Annotated in this window: 18 protein-coding genes; 10 read left to right on the top strand and 8 right to left on the bottom strand. The window is 39.4% G+C overall.

Features of this window, described 5'->3' with window-relative positions; translation table 11 throughout:
* Positions 1–6: 6 nt before the first annotated feature.
* Both IAG46_RS08735 and IAG46_RS08730 read left to right on the top strand, forming a co-directional pair.
* Entirely contained in the window at positions 7–2310 is a 2304-nt protein-coding gene (locus IAG46_RS08735; protein ID WP_190809973.1) for a glycoside hydrolase family 65 protein, read from the top strand.
* Positions 2307–4178, top strand: coding sequence for an alpha-amylase family glycosyl hydrolase (locus IAG46_RS08730; RefSeq protein ID WP_190809972.1), 1872 nt, complete (start codon positions 2307–2309; stop codon positions 4176–4178). The genes IAG46_RS08735 and IAG46_RS08730 overlap by 4 nt, the downstream gene beginning before the upstream one ends.
* A gap of 53 nt (positions 4179–4231) precedes the next feature.
* Here IAG46_RS08730 and IAG46_RS08725 read toward each other — a convergent pair whose 3' ends face one another.
* The gene (locus IAG46_RS08725; protein WP_190809971.1) at positions 4232–4654 is read right to left on the bottom strand and encodes a hypothetical protein; all 423 of its coding nucleotides are present in this window, start codon (positions 4652–4654) and stop codon (positions 4232–4234) included.
* Between the two features lie 187 nt (positions 4655–4841).
* Here IAG46_RS08725 and IAG46_RS08720 point away from each other — a divergent pair, with 187 nt between their 5' ends.
* Positions 4842–5597 (top strand): glycerophosphodiester phosphodiesterase family protein, encoded by a 756-nt coding sequence (locus IAG46_RS08720; RefSeq protein ID WP_190809970.1) that lies wholly within the window; start codon positions 4842–4844, stop codon positions 5595–5597.
* Positions 5597–6868: an NAD(P)/FAD-dependent oxidoreductase gene (locus IAG46_RS08715; RefSeq protein ID WP_190809969.1), complete on the top strand. Its 1272-nt coding sequence runs from the start codon at positions 5597–5599 to the stop codon at positions 6866–6868. Before IAG46_RS08720 ends, IAG46_RS08715 begins: the two co-directional genes overlap by 1 nt.
* Before the next feature lie 2 nt (positions 6869–6870).
* On the opposite strand, the gene IAG46_RS08710 is transcribed toward IAG46_RS08715, so the two are convergent.
* Both IAG46_RS08710 and glpK read right to left on the bottom strand, forming a co-directional pair.
* On the bottom strand, positions 6871–7599 hold the full coding sequence (locus tag IAG46_RS08710; RefSeq protein ID WP_190809968.1) for an MIP/aquaporin family protein: 729 nt from the start codon (positions 7597–7599) through the stop codon (positions 6871–6873).
* A gap of 11 nt (positions 7600–7610) precedes the next feature.
* Positions 7611–9107, bottom strand: coding sequence for a glycerol kinase GlpK (gene glpK, locus IAG46_RS08705; protein ID WP_190809967.1), 1497 nt, complete (start codon positions 9105–9107; stop codon positions 7611–7613).
* A gap of 70 nt (positions 9108–9177) precedes the next feature.
* On the opposite strand from glpK, the gene IAG46_RS08700 reads away from it, so the two are divergent.
* Complete coding sequence (locus tag IAG46_RS08700) at positions 9178–9717, top strand: DUF1697 domain-containing protein (RefSeq protein WP_190809966.1); 540 nt, start codon at positions 9178–9180, stop codon at positions 9715–9717.
* Between the two features lie 5 nt (positions 9718–9722).
* On the opposite strand, the gene IAG46_RS08695 is transcribed toward IAG46_RS08700, so the two are convergent.
* Complete coding sequence (locus tag IAG46_RS08695) at positions 9723–10199, bottom strand: TspO/MBR family protein (RefSeq protein ID WP_190809965.1); 477 nt, start codon at positions 10197–10199, stop codon at positions 9723–9725.
* Between the two features lie 94 nt (positions 10200–10293).
* On the opposite strand from IAG46_RS08695, the gene IAG46_RS08690 reads away from it, so the two are divergent.
* The 4 genes from IAG46_RS08690 (at position 10294) to IAG46_RS08675 (ending at position 14255) form a co-directional block, all read left to right on the top strand.
* Entirely contained in the window at positions 10294–11373 is a 1080-nt protein-coding gene (locus IAG46_RS08690) for a diphosphomevalonate/mevalonate 3,5-bisphosphate decarboxylase family protein (RefSeq protein ID WP_190809964.1), read from the top strand.
* Positions 11374–11451: 78 nt separating this feature from the next.
* Positions 11452–12390: a mevalonate kinase gene (locus tag IAG46_RS08685; protein WP_190809963.1), complete on the top strand. Its 939-nt coding sequence runs from the start codon at positions 11452–11454 to the stop codon at positions 12388–12390.
* A gap of 9 nt (positions 12391–12399) precedes the next feature.
* Positions 12400–13305 (top strand): geranylgeranylglycerol-phosphate geranylgeranyltransferase, encoded by a 906-nt coding sequence (locus IAG46_RS08680; protein ID WP_190809962.1) that lies wholly within the window; start codon positions 12400–12402, stop codon positions 13303–13305.
* Complete coding sequence (locus IAG46_RS08675) at positions 13305–14255, top strand: carbon-nitrogen hydrolase family protein (protein ID WP_190809961.1); 951 nt, start codon at positions 13305–13307, stop codon at positions 14253–14255. The genes IAG46_RS08680 and IAG46_RS08675 overlap by 1 nt, the downstream gene beginning before the upstream one ends.
* Positions 14256–14279: 24 nt before the next feature.
* On the opposite strand, the gene IAG46_RS08670 is transcribed toward IAG46_RS08675, so the two are convergent.
* Positions 14280–15485 carry a histidinol-phosphatase gene (locus tag IAG46_RS08670; RefSeq protein WP_190809960.1) on the bottom strand — a complete coding sequence of 402 codons (1206 nt, stop codon included), beginning with the start codon at positions 15483–15485 and terminating at the stop codon, positions 14280–14282.
* Positions 15486–15543: 58 nt separating this feature from the next.
* Positions 15544–16635, bottom strand: a complete 1092-nt coding sequence (locus IAG46_RS08665) for an SGNH/GDSL hydrolase family protein (protein ID WP_190809959.1) — start codon at positions 16633–16635, stop codon at positions 15544–15546.
* 129 nt (positions 16636–16764) lie between these two features.
* Between IAG46_RS08665 and IAG46_RS08660 the strand changes: the two genes are divergently transcribed.
* The gene (locus IAG46_RS08660) at positions 16765–17607 is read left to right on the top strand and encodes a pseudouridine synthase (RefSeq protein ID WP_190809958.1); all 843 of its coding nucleotides are present in this window, start codon (positions 16765–16767) and stop codon (positions 17605–17607) included.
* Positions 17608–17619: 12 nt separating this feature from the next.
* On the opposite strand, the gene IAG46_RS08655 is transcribed toward IAG46_RS08660, so the two are convergent.
* Both IAG46_RS08655 and IAG46_RS17770 read right to left on the bottom strand, forming a co-directional pair.
* Entirely contained in the window at positions 17620–18054 is a 435-nt protein-coding gene (locus IAG46_RS08655) for a VOC family protein (protein WP_190809957.1), read from the bottom strand.
* Between the two features lie 113 nt (positions 18055–18167).
* Complete coding sequence (locus tag IAG46_RS17770; RefSeq protein WP_190809956.1) at positions 18168–19103, bottom strand: LuxR C-terminal-related transcriptional regulator; 936 nt, start codon at positions 19101–19103, stop codon at positions 18168–18170.
* Positions 19104–19129: the final 26 nt, after the last annotated feature.

Genomic DNA, 19129 nt, shown 5'->3' with positions numbered 1-19129 from the left:
TAACTAATGAACCAGGATTATATAAAGGTGGACCCTTGGTCCATTATCGAAGATAATTTTGACCCAGAGAAGGTCAAATCCTCAGAAAGTCTATTCAGTATTGGTAACGGAGCCATGGGGCAACGTGCCAATTTTGAAGAGCAATATTCCGGAGGAACATTTCAAGGAAGCTACATTGCAGGAGTATATTACCCCGACAAGACAAGAGTTGGCTGGTGGAAAAACGGCTATCCCGAATACTTTGCTAAGGTGTTGAACGCCCCTAACTGGATAGGGATCGATGTTTTTGTTGACAACGAGCCATTGGATTTGAATACCTGCACCAAGGTTTCAAATTTTAAGCGCGAGCTTAATATGAAAGAAGGCTGGTACCAAAGGAGTTTCGTTGCTACACTACCTAACGGAATTGAACTATCAGCAACTATCACCAGATTTTTAAGCTTGGACCTCGATGAAGTTGGTGCCATTAAAATGGAAATTGAGCTACTAAACTCCGATGTCAAGATACGACTGGTGCCATACCTAGATAGCGGAATCACCAATGAGGATACCAATTGGGATGACAAATTCTGGAATACCACTGCGGTACAGCAAGAAGGAAATAGTGCTTTTATAGAGGCGCATACCATGAAGACCAATTTTGCCACTTGCACTTATATGCATGCAGATGTGGAATATTTGGGCAACGCATTGAAACCCAAATCCGGAAAGCAAACAGAAACCTATGTTTCGCTTGAGTTTGAAACACAGCTCGCAAAAGGCTCTAAAATTTCATTGGTCAAATTCGGAGGATATACCGTTTCAAGAAACCACCAAGAATCCGAATTGGTGAATGCGGCAAAAAACGTTTTAAAACAAACCACCGAGATCGGATTTGACCACTTGCTTCAAAAACAAAAAGATACCTGGGCCAAAATATGGGAGATGAGTGATATTGCGATCGCAGGCGACGTAAAAGCCCAGCAAGGTATCAGGTTCAACATTTTTCAACTTAATCAAACCTATTTGGGTAAAGATTCCCGCCTTAATATTGGACCAAAAGGGTTTACAGGAGAAAAATATGGAGGTAGCACCTACTGGGACACCGAGGCGTACTGTTTGCCCTTTTATATGGCCACAAAAAATCAAGAAGTGGCTTGGAACTTATTGGAATATCGCTATAATCATTTGGAAAAGGCTATTGAAAATGCCGAAAAACTTGGTTTTTCCAATGGAGCGGCGCTGTACCCCATGGTCACCATGAATGGAGAAGAGTGTCATAACGAATGGGAAATCACCTTTGAAGAAATCCATCGCAACGGGGCCATTGCATTTGCTATCTACAACTATTATAGGTTCACCGGAGATTATAGTTATATCCCTAAAATGGGGTTGGAGGTCCTTATTGGGATTGCCAGATTTTGGAACCAAAGAGTAAATTATTCGGAAGACAAAAACAAATATGTCATGCTGGGAGTAACAGGCCCAAATGAGTATGAAAACAATGTCAATAACAACTGGTACACCAACTATATGACCAAGTGGTGCCTGGAGTATACCTCAGAGCAGCTAAATGTGGTCAAAGAAAAATACCCTGAAGATTATAAACGCATATGGTCCAAAACAAAATTGACAGAGTCGGAGACGGACGAGTGGTCAAAAATTATGGGCAATATGTATTTTCCTTATGCTGAAAAACAAGGCGTATATCTACAACAAGATGGCTTTTTGGACAAAGTGCTGATTAAAGTCAATGATCTTGATAAATCAGAGCGCCCTATAAATCAAAAATGGAGTTGGGACAGAATATTACGTTCCCCATATATAAAACAGGCCGATGTGCTGCAAGGGTTTTATTTCTTCGAAAATGATTTTACGATTGAAGAACTGGAGAAACATTTCGACTTTTATGAGCCTTTCACAGTACATGAATCATCACTATCTCCATGCGTGCATAGTATTCAGGCCGCAATGTTGGGCAGAATGGAACAGGCCTATACCTTTTATTTGAGAACATCCCGTTTAGATTTGGACGACTATAACAAGGAGGTGGAAGAAGGGTTGCACATTACCTCAATGGCCGGAACCTGGATGAGTATTGTGGAAGGGTTTGGTGGAATGCGGGTGAAAAATGACCAGCTTTGCTTTACACCCCAAATACCAAAACAGTGGGAATCCTATTCCTTTAAAATCAATTTCAGAAATCAAATTGTGACCATTACAGTTTCTGGTCAAGAAGTGAATTTTGAGATATCTGGAGATAAAGAGCTTACAATTCAAGTGAACAACAAGCCAGTTACATTAATTCCAGGAAAAATAGTTAAAGCATGAAAAAAATGCTCTACAGCATTAGCTTTTTAGCACTTGGAGTTGCACTTTCATGCCAACAAAAAACCGATAAAAACCCAGTTCAACCTACAATGAAAAAGAAAGCCGTTGTTTATCAGGTTTTTACAAGACTTTTTGGAAATACAAACATAACCAATAAACCCTGGGGTACCATTCAGGAAAATGGCGTGGGTAAGTTTGCCGATTTCAATGAAAAAGCTTTACAGGAAATCAAGAACCTGGGCGTAACTCATATTTGGTATACTGGAGTTCCGCACCATGCATTGATCAATGATTATTCGGCATATGGTATTTCCAATGACGACCCCGATGTGGTCAAAGGTCGTGCCGGATCACCGTATGCTGTCAAGGATTATTATAACGTAAACCCAGATTTGGCACTTGATCCTGCCAAAAGATTGGAAGAATTCAAAGAACTTATAGACCGAACACATAATGCGGGAATGAAAGCTCTGATTGATATAGTTCCCAATCATGTTGCTCGAAGCTATAAAGGGTTGACCAACCCCGAAGGGGTATCCGATTTTGGTGCCAATGATAACACCTTGGTGGAATATGATGTGAACAATAATTTTTACTATATCCCCAATTCGCAATTCAGAGTGCCCAAATGGCAAAACGGATATATGCCTTTGGGAGGGGAAGCACACCGTGTTTCTGATGGAAAATTTGATGAAGTGCCTGCTAAATGGACAGGAAATGGTTCTAGGCTGGCACAACCCCATTTCAACGATTGGTATGAAACCGTAAAAGTTAATTACGGAGTAAGGCCGGATGGAACTGAAGATTTTGATCAGCTACCAGAAGGTTTTGACAAGGAAGATTACAATGCACATTTTACTTTTTGGGAAGGAAAGACTGTGCCGGACTCTTGGATTAAGTTTAGGGACATTGCTCTCTATTGGCTCGATTTTGGGGTGGATGGTTTTAGGTTTGATATGGCAGAAATGGTTCCGGTTGAGTTTTGGAGCTATCTCAATTCCAATATAAAAATGAAAAACCCGGAAGCTTTTTTGTTGGCAGAGGTGTACAATCCAAAGTTATATCGAGAATATATCCAAAAAGGGAAAATGGACTATCTCTACGACAAGGTGGAGCTGTACGACAGTATTAAACATATTATGAAAGGCTACGGATGGACTGATCATATTCCTGTAGTGCAAAAAGGAATGGCCGATATTGAGCACCACATGCTGCACTTTCTCGAAAACCATGATGAACAACGAATTGCAAGTCTTGATTTTGCCGGAAAAGCGGAACTTGGCAAGCCGGCCATGGTGGTGTCGGCAACCATTAGCACATCACCGACCATGATATATTTTGGACAGGAAGTTGGCGAACCTGGAGCTGAAGATGCTGGATTTGGAAAACCGACCCGAACTTCCATTTTCGATTATATTGGAGTACCACACCATCAACGTTGGATGAACAATAAAAACTTTGATGGGGGTCAATTGTCCGAAGGTGAGAAAAGCTTAAGGGATTTTTATAAACGACTTTTGAACTTCACAATTTCCAGTGATGCCCTTATGGGCGAATACCAAGAAATTCATTTTTTCAACAAAGACCATACTGAAAATTACAATCATAAAGTACTGTCCTATGTTCGTTGGTCTGAAAATGAAAAGTTGATCATTGTGTCAAACTTTGATGATGCCAATTCGTATGCTTTTGATTTAAAAGTTCCAAAAAATGTCGTTGAGAAATGGAAACTTAAGGAAGGAAGTTATACACTGGAGGAAGAACTTTATATGAAGGCAAATGAAACCCTATCCATAAAGAATGGCCAAGGAAGTATTGATATAACCCTGCAACCTTTGGAGTCGTACATATTTAAAGTTGTAGAATAAAAAAGGTGGACCGCGTAGCAGTCCACCTATGGTTTAGGGTCGGTTAGTTTACTTTACCCCTCTTTAGTTGCTGTTTTTTGGTAAACAAGTGCAATAACAGCACCAGCAATACCATAATAAATGATGTCAATAATGGCTTCAACGGTATGTCCGGTAAAATCCATCCAGTTGGAAGTGGCATACCATATGAGCCCCATTCCAACACCTACAAAAACTCCAACCCATGCGCCAAATTGAAATCCTTGGCCCATGGAATGATGCCCTCTTGCCCATTTACTATATAAAGTACTCAATGCAAAAGCCTGCACAAGATTACCTACCACGATAAGCCCCATATTAGGAACCTCTTTCATCGCATTTACAAGAGAATGTTCAGCGAAAAAATCAACAGTGGCAACACCCCAAATCAAATATCCCAAAAGAAACATGGTAGCACCGCCGGCCAATGTGGCCAATAAATTAGATTTTGAAAACATGTTAGTTATTTTATTGGTTATTAATTTGGCAAAAGTATTAAATAAATTTTAACGTATTGATAATATTGCATATATAAAATTATCAAAATCACATAATGAAGTTAAAAAATTGATGTTGTTGCATTTTTTATGAGATGAGAATTTCATTTGCAAATTGTATTTTTAGAAACTATTACAAACCAAAAAAATGAAAATAAGAATAAACCTACTAGGAGCTGCAATAGCCACTTTTTTATTAACTAGTTGTACTATGAAGGATACTACATTAGTCATTGGGCATCGCGGTGCAATGGGACACGAAACGGAGAACAGTTTAGCGTCCATTCAAAAAGCTTTGGATTTGGGCGTAGACATAATTGAGATTGACGTGTTTAAGATTCATAGTGGAGAAATTGTTGTGTTTCATGACGAAAGAGTTGAGCGATTAACCAATGGAGGAGGAAGTATTGAAGACTACAATGTTGTGGATATGAAACAACTTACCTTGGAAGGAAACCATAAAATACCGTTGTTACAAGATGTTTTAAAACTGATAGACAATCAATCAGCGTTGAACATTGAACTCAAGGGGGCAAATACTGCTGACAGGGTGAACTTCATTACTAATTATTATAGTGAGAAGAGAGGTTGGGATGCAGGTAATTTCATCATTTCAAGCTTCAAATGGGACGAATTACGAGCAATGCGTCAGTTGAATAATAGCATCAAGATCGCTGTTTTAACAGAAGAAGACCCGCTTGGGGCCATTGCAGTAGCAAAAGAGTTGAAAGCTGTGGCAATAAACCCTAATTTTAAAACCTTGAATGAAGAAAATGTGGCCAAAATTCAAGAAGAGAACTTGAAGATATACACATGGACGGTCAACGAAACTGAAGACATCCAAAGGATGAAAGATCTTGGCGTGGATGGTATAATTACCAATTACCCAGAGCGTGTGCATTAATGTATGATGTTATAATTGTTGGAGGCGGAGCGGCTGGGTTTTACGCGGCGGTTCATATGGCAGAAAAAGCACCCAATCTTAGAATAGCCATTTTTGAAAGAGGGAAAACCGTACTTTCAAAAGTCAAGGTTTCTGGAGGTGGGCGTTGTAATGTGACGCATGGCGAGTTTTTGGCGAATGAACTTGTAACCAATTATCCAAGAGGACAAAAAGAACTTTTAGGTCCTTTCCATAAACACGCTCCCGGCGATGTTATGGATTTCTTTGAACAACGGGGAGTTCCTTTAAAAATTGAAGAGGATGGACGCGTTTTTCCACAAAGTGATTCATCACAATCAATTATTGACTGTTTTTTGGCAGAAACCGAACGCTTGGGCATAAAAGTGCTTAGGAACAGTTCGGTAAAACAAATAAATAAAGCCGAAAATGGGATAGGGTGGCATGTCACTACCATGAACAAACGTTATTTTGCCCCTAACTTGCTTTTAACGACTGGGAGCAGCACTAAAATCTGGAAAATTTTACAGGAAATGGGACATATCATCGTCCCACCAGTTCCATCTTTATTTACTTTTAATATTGATGATGAAAGAATAAAGGGCATACCGGGGATTAGTGTTCAAGCAGAAGTGGAAATTCCATCAAAGAAAATGTTCTCCCCAGATATAAAAATCAAGCTCAAAAGCGCAAGAGGTGAAGGGCCAGGACTGAAATCTGAAGGACCAGTATTAATTACCCACTGGGGCTTAAGCGGACCTGCAATTCTGAAACTTTCTGCATGGGGTGCAACCATTTTGAATAAATACAACTATAGATTTAAGATCAACATTAATTGGACGCCTGACTATACTACAGGGTCTATGGAAAACTATTTAAAGAAGATAAAGGGCATTGAATCAAAAAAGACGGTTCTAAGGACCAAAGCAGTTGAGATTCCCCGCAGACTATGGAGCAATTTGGTAGAGGCAGCAGGAATTGGAAAAAACCTGAAATGGGCCGACCTTACCAAGCAACAACTTCAAAATCTTGCAGGGCAATTGACCAAATGCACATTTAATGTAGATGGAAAAAGTACTTTTAAAGAAGAATTTGTTACTGCCGGAGGGATTGACCTAAAGGAAGTCAATTTTAAAACCTTTGAAAGTAAAAAATTTCCAAACCTCTATTTCGCTGGTGAAATCATCAATATTGATGCAATTACAGGTGGATTCAATTTTCAAAATGCATGGACAGGAGCATATATTGCTGCCCAAGCAATTGCCTCCAAGTAAACTCAATTTAGGGCCATAGCAATTACAGCAGCTAGTGACGCTCCCAATATCGGACCAACAATTGGAATCCAAGAATATCCCCAACCGTTTGAGCCTTTATTTTTAATGGGTAACAGAGCGTGGACAATTCGAGGTCCTAAATCCCGTGCCGGATTAATAGCATATCCTGTTGTGCCTCCTAACGATAAACCAATACTCCAAACAATAATGGCTACTGGTAATGCCCCTAAAGAACCAAGGCCTATAATTGTATTGTCCTTAGTTGAGACTGCATCGGTAAAATACAGCACTGCAAAAACCAAAACAAAGGTTCCTAAAACCTCTGTTAAAATGTTGGCAAAGGTGTTTGAAATGGAAGGTGCGGTACAAAACACCCCCCTTTTGGTAGCCCCATCCTCAGTGGAATCAAATTGAGGTTTGTTCATAAGCCATACACAGAATGCACCAAGCATAGCTCCAATAAATTGTGCTAAAATATAACTGGGAACGTCAAACAGGGAAAACTCACCTGCGACTGCGAGACCAATAGTAACAGCAGGGTTCATATGTGCTCCACTATACGGGCCAGCCACAACTACACCGGTATACACAGCAAAGGCCCACCCTGTGGTAATTACTATCCAACCAGAGTTATTTCCATATGTATTCTTTAAGGAGACATTGGCGTTGACACCACAGCCCAATAAAATCAACAAAAAAGTGCCGACAATCTCGGCAATAAAAGGAGTCATATAAATTTGGTTTAGTTATTCTTGGTCCAATGTTCCAAAGCATCAATGGCTCTGTACCATCCTTTGATATCTGTTTCAATAGTTGCTCTTTCTTGAGTAGGGTTAAAACGGGTATCGGTTTGCCAAATATCCTGAATTTCTTCTGGGTTTTTCCAAAAACCAACAGCCAAACCTGCCAAATATGCCGCACCCATAACCGTTGTCTCCACAATTTTGGGACGAACGGTTGTGGTATTTAAAACATCGGCTTGAAACTGCATGAGCATATTGTTTACGGTAGCGCCACCGTCAACTCTGAGTTCTTTTACCGAAATACCGGAATCAGCTTCCATGGCTTTTAAAACATCCATGGTTTGATAGGCAATGGATTCTAAAGCTGCCCTTGCAATATGGGCATCAGTACTTCCCCTCGTCAACCCAAAAATGGTTCCTTGTGCATGTTGATTCCAATGCGGGGCTCCCAAACCAGCAAAGGCGGGAACAAAATAAACACCATCAGAACTTTCTACCGAAGTAGCCAATTTTTCAACATCAGAAGAAGATTCAATTACTTTTAAACTATCTCTGAGCCATTGCACCACAGCTCCTGCAATAAAAATACTTCCTTCCAAAGCATATGTGGTCTTTCCATTTATTTTCCATGCTACCGTGGTAAGCAGATTGTTTTTGGAAACAATTGGCTTTTCTCCAATGTTCATCAGCATAAAACAACCAGTTCCATAGGTGTTTTTGACCATTCCCTGCTTTGTGCACATTTGTCCGAACAAAGCAGCCTGTTGATCCCCAGCAATCCCAGATATTGGAATATCGGAAACCGCAAAATCTGCACTAGTATTTCCATAAATTTCACTGGATTGCCGTAGGGAGGGAAGCATGCTTTCAGGAATATCAAATAACTCTAAAAGGTCCTTGTCCCACGACATGGAGTTGATATTGAAAATCAAGGAACGAGAGGCGTTGGTAACGTCGGTAACATGAAGGGCTCCGTTGGTCATTTTCCAAATAAGCCAGGTATCGATAGTTCCCAAGATAAGGTCTCCCGCTTCGGCCTTGTTTCGGGCCCCTTCGACATTATCGAGAATCCATTTCACCTTGGTTCCTGAAAAATAAGCATCTATGACCAAACCCGTCTTCTCACGGATCATTTGGGATTTACCCTGACTTTTCAATTGATCACAATAGTCGGCCGTTCTCTTATCTTGCCAAACAATGGCATTATGAATGGGTTCGCCTGTGTTTTTATCCCATACCACCACGGTTTCACGTTGATTGGTAATGCCAATGGCCGCAATTTCCTTACTTGTTAAATTTTGTTTGCTTAATGCTTCAGAGACCATTCCCGCTTGGGTGTCCCAAATCTCAATAGGGTCGTGTTCTACCCATCCGGGTTTAGGGAAAATCTGCGTAAATTCTTGTTGGGCAACGGATATTATGGTTCCTTTTTTGTCAAAAACCACAGCTCTTGAACTGGTAGTGCCTTGATCTAAGGCTAGGATATATTCACTCATTGTGGTTATTTTAGCGTGCCTGAATTTAATAAAATAAATCGTGTAAACTAATTTGATAAATTAACAAAACATGAAATCTTTTATCGCATTTCTAAGAGGAATAAATGTTGGAGGACAAAAGAAAATTAAGATGGCCGACTTGAGACAAGTCTTGGAAAAAAATGGATTTCATGATGTTCAAACTTATATACAGAGTGGGAATGTCGCATTTCAAAGTGATGAATTTAGTCCAGAGAAACTTCAAGAAGTAATGAACAAAACGATTTTATCCGCATTTGGATTCGATGTGCCTGTGTTGGTATTGACACTTGATGGGTTAAAGCAAATTTTAAACGCAAACCCTTTTGCTGATGAACCCGACAAGAAGAGTCTCTACTTCGTACTGCTTAAAAACAGTCCAAATCCTGATTTGGTGAATGAATTTGCTCAAGTGAAGTTTGAAAATGAGGATTTTGTCATCACTGACCATTGTGTTTACCTATGTTGCAAGGCAGGATACGGAAAAGCCAAACTAAGCAACAATCTCATTGAAAGGAAGTTAAAGGTGGTTGCAACCGCGCGTAACCTAAGAACTATGCAAAAAATGATTGAAATGGCAAAAAATAGCTGAGCTTTTCAGTTCAGCATCCAAATATTGTAATTCAATACCGTAGCAAAGCACACCCAGAGCAGATAAGGAATCAATAAATATGCAGCCAGTTTACTTACTACCTTGAACCATTTCATGGTCAAAATAATCAAAGTGAGCAAGGCAAGAATAACAAAAAGTGCCCAAGTCGGGCTTTTTAACCCAAAAAACACAATACTCCATAACGCATTCAATAGTAATTGGAAACCAAAATGATACAATGCAGTTTTTACCCAAACATGATGGAAACCTTTGGACCAAACAATGCCAGCCGAAACACCCATCAAAACATATAAAATGGTCCAAATAGGAGCAAAAATGGAATTAGGAGGGTTAAAACTTGGTTTGTTCAGCGTAGTGTACCAGTCGTTGACCGAACTTTGGGTGGCAAAGCTGGAAAGGAAACCGATCAAAAGGCAGACGGCAACAGCGATTCCAATATTGACAACTTTCTTTTTTTTCATGGTCGGTGCAACTCCGTCTAAAATAAGAATTTATTTGTATCCACTACATGTGATGCCAATGGCTTCATTTATATTTGCCCCAAAGAATTAGCCCATGATTCAAAAAGACTTTCTTCCAAATCAATATACCGACTTGCCGGAAGAAGGTAAAGTCACATGGAAAGCGCCGAGCAACATTGCGTTGGTCAAATATTGGGGCAAAAGGAAAAATCAAATACCGGCCAATCCATCTATCAGTTTTACATTGGATGCCTGTGCAACCACCACCAAGGTGATATATTCGAAAAAAAAGGACGTTTCACAATTTTCTTTTGACCTACTTTTGGATGGAAAACCCAAGGAGGACTTTAAGCCAAAAATCGAGGTCTTTTTCGAACGTATTTTGGATTATCTACCTTTCTTAAAATCCTATCACTTTAAAATAGAAACATCCAATTCCTTTCCGCATAGCAGTGGAATTGCATCTTCCGCCAGTGGAATGGCAGCACTGTCTTTATGTTTGATGGATATTGAAAGGCAGCTTGATGCTGGAATGGATCAAGACTTGTTCAATAGAAAGGCCTCTTTTTTAGCTCGGTTGGGGTCAGGTAGCGCTTGCAGAAGTATTGAAGGAGGTATAATTCAATGGGGAGGGCATTCAGGTGTTTCCGGAAGCTCAGATTTGTTTGGAATCCAGTATCCATATGAGGTGAATGCTGTTTTTAAAAATTTTCACGATACCATTTTGTTAGTGCATAAAGGTGAAAAACAAGTTAGCAGCACGGTTGGGCATGATTTAATGCACAATCATCCGTATGCGGAAAATCGATTTAAGCAAGCGTATGCCAACCTCGATAAGCTAAAAACTGTTTTTTCCGAAGGAAATCTGGAGGGTTTTATTGAGATTGTAGAAAGCGAGGCGCTCACACTTCACGCTATGATGATGACAAGCATGCCATATTTTATTTTGATGAAGCCAGAAACCTTGGAAATAATCAATAAAATATGGAGTTTTAGAAAGGAGACAAAAGTCCCTATTTGTTTTACTTTGGATGCCGGGGCAAATGTACATGTGTTGTATCCAGAGTCAGTAAAAGAAAAAGCGATTCAATTTATTCAGAATGAATTGGTTGCGCATTGCGAGAATGGACACTATATTTGCGATCGAATAGGCAGTGGAGCCAAAAAATTATAGTGGCTCAACTAATTATCAGTACGGTTTGCCGTTAGTTTGGCATTACAGCACAAATTATTCGTATTTTAGTAAACACACATGAAAGGACCTTTATTTTATTCCAAAATTCTTCTGTTTGGCGAGTATGGTATCATCAAAGACTCCAAAGGTCTTTCCATTCCCTACAACTTTTTTAAAGGTGCCCTTAAATCGAATGATAATCTTTCTGATCAAGCTAGTGAATCCAACAAGAGTCTAAATGATTTTGCCAAATACCTACGCAATCTTGAAAAAGAAGAGCAAGGTTTGGTTGCTTTCGATTTGGAAGCTTTGGAAAAGGATGTTGCCAAGGGAATGTATTTTGACAGTTCTATTCCACAAGGGTATGGCATAGGAAGTAGTGGGGCACTGGTTGCGGCTATTTACGACAAGTATGCTACCGATAAAATTACGGTCCTGGAAAATTTGACCCGTGAGAAGTTGTTGAAACTCAAGGAGATTTTTGGAAAAATGGAATCCTTCTTCCATGGTAAATCCTCGGGATTGGACCCTTTGAACAGTTATTTGAGCTTACCAATCCTTATCAATTCCAAAGACAATATAGAATCAACAAGTATACCTTCCCAAAATAAAGAGGGCAAGGGAGCTGTCTTTTTATTGGATAGTGGGATGACCGGTGAAACAGCACCAATGGTCCAGATTTTTATGGAAAAAATGAAGCAGGAAGGTTTCCGAAATATGATCAAGACCCAATTTGTAAAGCATACCGATGCCTGCGTAGAGGACTTTTTGAACGGAAACGTTAAATCGCTATTTGGAAACCTAAAACAGCTTTCCCATGTGGCGTTCGATCATTTTAAACCTATGATTCCTTCAAAATTCCATAAGCTTTGGCGACAAGGAATCGAAACCAATGACTACTACCTAAAACTCTGCGGATCAGGTGGCGGAGGTTATATCTTGGGCTTCACCCAAGACTTTGATCGTGCTAAAAAAGCACTTGACGGGCACAAACTGGAAGTGGTTTATCACTTCTAAATCTGTATTATGCTTAGTAGAAAAAATAGGCTCCTGCTGTTTAAGCTGTTGAGTTTATTTTCCGTAGTTCGAGGGTATAATATTTTGGTGATTACCATTGCCCAGTATTTGGCTTCCATATATATTTTGTCACCCAAATTACCTTTGCGAGAGGTGGTTTTGGATTTTAACCTATTTCTCATAGTTACCTCCTCTGCGCTTGTCATTGCAAGCGGATATATCATCAATAATTTTTATGATGCCGAAAAGGATTTGATCAACAAGCCTACTAAAAGTATGCTCGATAGATTGGTTAGTCAGCGATTTAAATTAACCACTTATTTTATACTCAACCTTTTAGCGGTTTTTGCGGCCAGTTATATTTCTTTTAGGGCGGTTTTTTTCTTTTCGGCCTACATTTTCGGAATTTGGTTGTACTCCCACAAGTTGAAGCGAATTCCGTTTATTGGAAATTTGATTTCCGCTTCCTTGGCCATTGCTCCATTTTTTGTGGTCTTTGTATACTATCAGAATTTTGAACAAGTCATATTTGTCCATGGGATGTTTTTGACCCTATTGATTTTAGCCAGGGAAATGATCAAGGATTTAGAAAATATGGCTGGAGATTTGGCACAGAACTACAAGACCATTCCGATTTTATATGGTCCCCGTTTTTCCAAAATTTTAATTGGACTGTTGGTTCTTTTAACCTTGGTTCCGTCACTTTTGCTCATCAATTTTTTCGATATCGGATATATGTACATCTACTTTTATGGGTGTATTTTTCTTTTGGGTCTTTTTATTGTTTTGTTGGGAAAATCAAAAGGCAAAAAGCACTATGTTTGGCTTCATAATATCCTCAAATTCGTCATCGTTGCCGGTGTTTTCAGCATATTATTGATAGACGTTGATTTGGTCTTAAACAGAATTCTATAATGGAAAATCTTTTAAAGGTGGCCATGGCGCAAATTGCTCCGGTTTGGTTGAATAAACAGGGCACACTTGATAAAATTAAATCTACCATTCAAGAAGCGGCATCCAATGGAGCAGAGCTTGTGGTTTTTGGCGAAGCATTTTTACCAGGATATCCATTTTGGTTGGCACATACCGAAGGAGCCGCCTGGGACTTGAAAGTAAACAAGGAATTGCATGCACACTATGCCCGAAACTCCATTCAAATTGAAGCCGGAGAATTGGATTCCATATGTGAGCTGGCCAAAACCCATAAGATTGCCATTTATTTGGGAATGATGGAACGCGCCAAAGACCGTGGAGGTCATAGTTTGTATTGTTCTTTGGTATATATCGATGCGAGTGGGAATATAAAATCGGTGCATCGAAAGTTGCAACCAACTTATGATGAACGCCTGACTTGGGCTCCTGGCGATGGAAATGGACTTCAAGTGCATCCGTTAAAACAATTTACCGTTGGTGGACTCAATTGCTGGGAAAACTGGATGCCGTTGCCTAGAACGGCTTTATACGGACAAGGTGAAAATTTACATGTGGCCGTATGGCCGGGGGGACTGCACAACACTAAAGATATTACCCGTTTTATTGCCCGGGAATCGCGAAGCTTTGTTGTTTCAGTTTCCTCGTTAATGCGCAAATCCGATTTTCCAATAGAAACTCCACATTTGGATAAAATCCTAGAGAAAGTACAGCCAGTTTTGGCTAATGGTGGTTCCGCTATTGCAGGCCCGGATGGGGAATGGATTGTAGAACCGGTTGTGGATAAAGAGGGATTGATCTATGAAACCTTGGATTTTAACCGTGTGTACGAAGAGCGTCAAAACTTTGACCCGGTTGGGCATTATTCCCGACCTGATGTGACCAAACTACATGTGAATCGGGAGCGGCAATCTACAATAGAATTTGAAGATTGATAGTACGCCCGAGTAATTTTCTAACTATTTGCTCATAGTTACAAGTACAGGTTGTGTCCATGCAGTTTCGTACAATAAATCCTCAACAGGGTTTTCATGTAATTTTGACGAAGTTATTTTACATCTGACAAAAAGAAGATCGTCGGTTAATTCAAAACTTGCCTTAAATCCTTCAGTTGACGTTAATTCTTCTGGGATATCCTTCCCCTTTTTACATCCGATGAAAGTTATTTGGTATGTTACACCTGCTTTTTGGTTTACTTCAATAGAAATCTTTTTTTCATCTACTATCAAACTACTAAGTTCAACTCCGGTACTAGCATAAAAATCTCCCGTTTCCATAGCATTTATTAGCGATTTTGAACTGAGAGAATCTGCCCTTACTACAATCCAGCCCCTACCAGCATTGCTCCATTTACCACCTTTAACATGATAATTATGGGAATCATCAGTAGCAAGCCCGTACATTAACGGTTTGTTTTTTTCAACATATGCAATATTGATAAGGTCCCACATTTTTTCGGTAGACATGTGAGTAGAGTCGCCTGAGTTATTTACCATGTGATGGCCATTGTACACCTCAAAATACTTTTCATTTTTTAATGCTATCATGTCCTGTAAGCCGATTGCATAGCCAAAATTGGGGTGGTTTATATGCGCGATCATCGGTATTTCCAATTCATCGCGTTGTTTGATTACTTCGTCTATATTATTTTGAAGAACTTCCACCACGCTATTTCCTCCTTGGGGATCTATTTTCTTTTTAATATTGGTGGCATTCATATGCAAGGGTTTACCTTGGAAGTGATCTGTAATTTCTTCAGATTGGATAATCAAAAACTTTTCTCGCTCTTCAAATAGACTTTTGTATTCTTCATAAGTCTTAAGCTTAACATGTGTTTGATTTAACGAATCAATTTTATAATTAACCCAATTAGAACCATAGTGGTCGAGATAGTTTTTGAATCCATTTTGGTAAAGTGAATCTTGCGAGACCACTTTCCATTTATCTCCCTCTGCCAAGGTGTTATGATCCGTCAATGCGACAAACTGATAATCATGGGATTTGTACCAGTCCATGATTACTTCAGGAAATTCATCTCCATCACTCCAATAAGAATGTGTGTGCAAATTTCCTTTAAACCAGTGTTCTGTGGAAGGTTTTTGTTGTTCACCACATCCAATGACTGTGATAAAGGATAGTACTACAAATAATCTTAAATAATTCATTTCTGTTGTTTTAGAGAATAATAAGCACCAATTATTCTTTTAATACGTCTTCAAATAACTACCAATCTATGTTTTCTTCAATAAAGCTAATCAAGCCATTTGCCATTACTTCTTGATCTTCAATAGAAGGGTGGGCCGTAGCTTCTATATAAGGCATAAAATGGGTGTAAATGGCTTTGTCATTTAAGTTGGCAACAGCTTTTTCAATATAACCTGGCCATTTTGAACCTTCTTTTGTGGCATCCATGCATCCCAAGGAACATATGATTTTAGCATTGGGATATTTTTGTCTTAAGTTCGTAATAAATTGCTGGTAAGCAGCAATAATTTTATCATCATCTGGAGTTTCCGTGCCAAATCTTACTTTAAACTCTTCATATTCTGGCATATTAACGAGCCAAGAGTCATTTTGGAATAAATTGACCACTACAATATCAGGGTTGTACAAAGAAAAATCCCATTTACTGTTTGAATCTGTGGGAACCAATCTATCATACAATTCGGGCATTGTTAGAGGATGCCAACTCACCAATATGCCGGTACCACTTGTACAGATACATTGATATTCCGCATCAAAGTGTCTGGAAGTAATAGCCGCATAACTTAAGTAGTTATTGGTATATGTGCTATCGGGGGAATCTTTTCCGGATAAATCTTCAACAGCATATCCTGCGGTTATCGAGTTCCCATAAAACTCTATCTTCTTTTTAAGGCGAATAGGTTTGGGCAATACTTTAGCATTTTCTTTAATTTGAAAACCATAGAAGGTGGTTTTACCGCTACCCCATTCATTCCGTTTAAAAATTTGGATAGTATGCTTTCCTTTTGACAATCCTGAGGCCAGTTGATGGTAGTGTTTAATGGTATCAGGACGAAAAATAAAAGGGTCATTGGCATCAATGATGATGTTGTAATAATTATCCCCTTTTTCATCTTCAATCAATGCAGCAATGGATTCACCCTCAAAATTGAGTTTAATCGAGCTACCAGACCAATATAGTTCCACTCCTTTAACCTGTGATGAATCTATTCTACCTGAATATACAATTTGAGGATTTGAATAATCGACAAACAATTCTTTTCTATTTGTGCAGGCAAAAACAAGGGTTAAAGTGAGCAAGAGAAGCGTTGTTCTGCTAAAAATGGACATGGTTTCTGTTGGTATGGCTATTAGAAAATGAAGTTCGGAAATTTTAAACTAAAAATGCTATGCAAATGATTGTTCATAAGATGTTTGGGGGAACTAAAAACCACTACTTTTGCAAAAAATTTATGACTGATGGCGAAATCAGACTATAACAGAGGCAGAAAGCCCTCTGGAAACTCTCAAAAAAGAAATCCAAAGAAACCATTCCCTAAAAAAGAAGGATTTCGAAAAAAACCTCAAAACCCGGTAAGGAAATCAAATCCCGATGAAATTCGATTGAACCGCTATGTGGCCAATGCGGGAATCTGTTCCCGAAGGGAAGCAGACACCTATATTGCTGCGGGCAGTGTTTCGGTAAACGGAAAAGTGATCACCGAAATGGGTTACAAGGTAAAATTGAACGACGATGTCCGTTTTGATGGTAGAAAACTCAATCCAGAGAAAAAGGAATACATCTTGCTGAACAAACCCAAGAACTTCATTACCACAACCAGTGATGAAAAGGGTAGAAGAACCGTGATGGAATTGATATCCAATGCCTCAAATGCCAGATTGCTGCCTGTTGGTCGTTTGGATCGTAATACCACAGGGTTATTGGTTTTTACCAACGATGGTGATTTGACCAAAAAATTAACGCATCCCAAACACGGCGTTCGCAAGATCTACCATGTGCATTTGGATAAAAATCTTGTTCTTTCCGATTTACGACAAATTCAAGAAGGGATAAAATTGGACGATGGTGATGTTACCGTGGATGATGTTAGCTACATACAGGGCGCTCCCAAAAAAGAGATTGGGATTGAGATACACAGCGGACGAAACCGTATTGTGCGACGCATATTTGAACATCTGGGCTACAATGTTATCAAATTGGATCGCGTAATCTTTGCAGGACTCACCAAAAAAGACCTCCCCCGCGGTCATTGGCGCAATTTGACCGAGCAGGAGGTGGTGAATTTGAAAATGATCAAGTAATTCGCTTTTTGATTATACTGTAACTTGTTTTTGGTAGCTGTTCCGCTCTTCAGGAACCTCACTTAGGTATTGTACAAACTCAAATTGGTTTCCATCGGTATCGGCAAAGTAATCTCGGATTCTAAATTGCTCAACCTCTTTCGGAAAATCCCGTTTGTACCCTGCGTTTAGCAAATTATTGGCTATTTCCTCTACATCCTGGACTACAAAACCGATGTGGTTTATTCCAATTTTATCATAGTTTTTGTCAATTTTTAAATCGCTGTACTTGGCTTGATTAATGGCGATGTAGGTGTCTTCATCGCCAAGATGGACCCATTCCCTTGTTTCATTGCCACCTCCTCTTATCCTAAAATGGGGGAAAGCAGTTTGAAAGAAATTTATGGACTCCTGTAGGTTATTCACGGTGATGTTCGCATGTTCTAAATATATATTCCGTGTTTTCATAATATTTTGTGTTTTAGTGAATTACAAAGGTCAGAAGAGAAAATGACGTGTAAAACGAACCTAAGTACAGAAAGTGAGCTGTACTTAAGTACAGGTATAAATTTAATGACGGTTTAGACACCAAAAAGCCCACGTTTTAAGGCAATATCCACCGCTTCTGTTCTATTGTCCGCATGAAGTTTGGAAAGGATTGCGGTAACATGAAATTTCACGGTTCGTTCCGTGATGTACAGTTGATTGCCTATTTGTTCATTGGTAAGCCCCTTTTTTATGAGTGTTAGTACTTCCAATTCGCGTTTTGTAAGAGGTAGCTCAGGATAATTTAACTCATTTTGTGAGGTACGTTCTTCATACTGCGCAGTTTCCTTGAGCAGTATTTTTAATTGTTTTTGAAGAGATACAGTTCTTTTGTGGGCCTCCGTCACCTTGGCCGTATCGCTCTTGGCACTTTCAAGATAGGAGATAATGGCCTCGATTTTAGGAGCGAAAACCCGATGTAGTATTTGAGGCATGTTGGAGCTTGATTCTGCACTTTTGTTCCCAAAGGATTGTTGCAATCGAGTACGCTGAATTGCGGTTCCCACCAATTCGCTAACAGTGTTAAGAATGGTTAGCTCCTTTTCGGTTAGTTTTCGGGTTTCTCCACTAAGTAAATTAATGAGTCCTACCTTTTGGTTATTAATGATGATAGGAATTGTTGCATGAAATTTAAGCCCTTCGGTACCCGAGCTAATATCCTTCAATCTCGTACAAGCAATCTCGCTGATGTTTGTGGCCTGGTCTATATCGTCAGACAGATATTGATTTATGCAATAACACCCACCAGACAAACGCTCGGGATGATTACTTAATGCTGGGGGTAGATTATGGGTGGCCGCTAAATATACCGATTTGTTATCGGGCTCCGTAAGCCAGATCCAACCCGTGCGCATATCAAGAATTTCCACCATTTTCTCCAACGAAATACGAAGCGCAGAATGCAGGGAAAATTCCTTGTTAAGGTGACTCGCTATTTCATAGAGATGGGCAAAGTAATCCGTATCGTTCATTACTGAAAACTACTAATAAAAAGAGG

Source organism: Flagellimonas sp. S3867 (genome assembly GCF_014698935.1).
Classification (GTDB): Bacteria; Bacteroidota; Bacteroidia; order Flavobacteriales; family Flavobacteriaceae; genus Flagellimonas.
The sequence above is the reverse complement of the archived record's forward strand: the minus strand, read 5'-3'. Positions and strand labels throughout refer to the sequence as shown.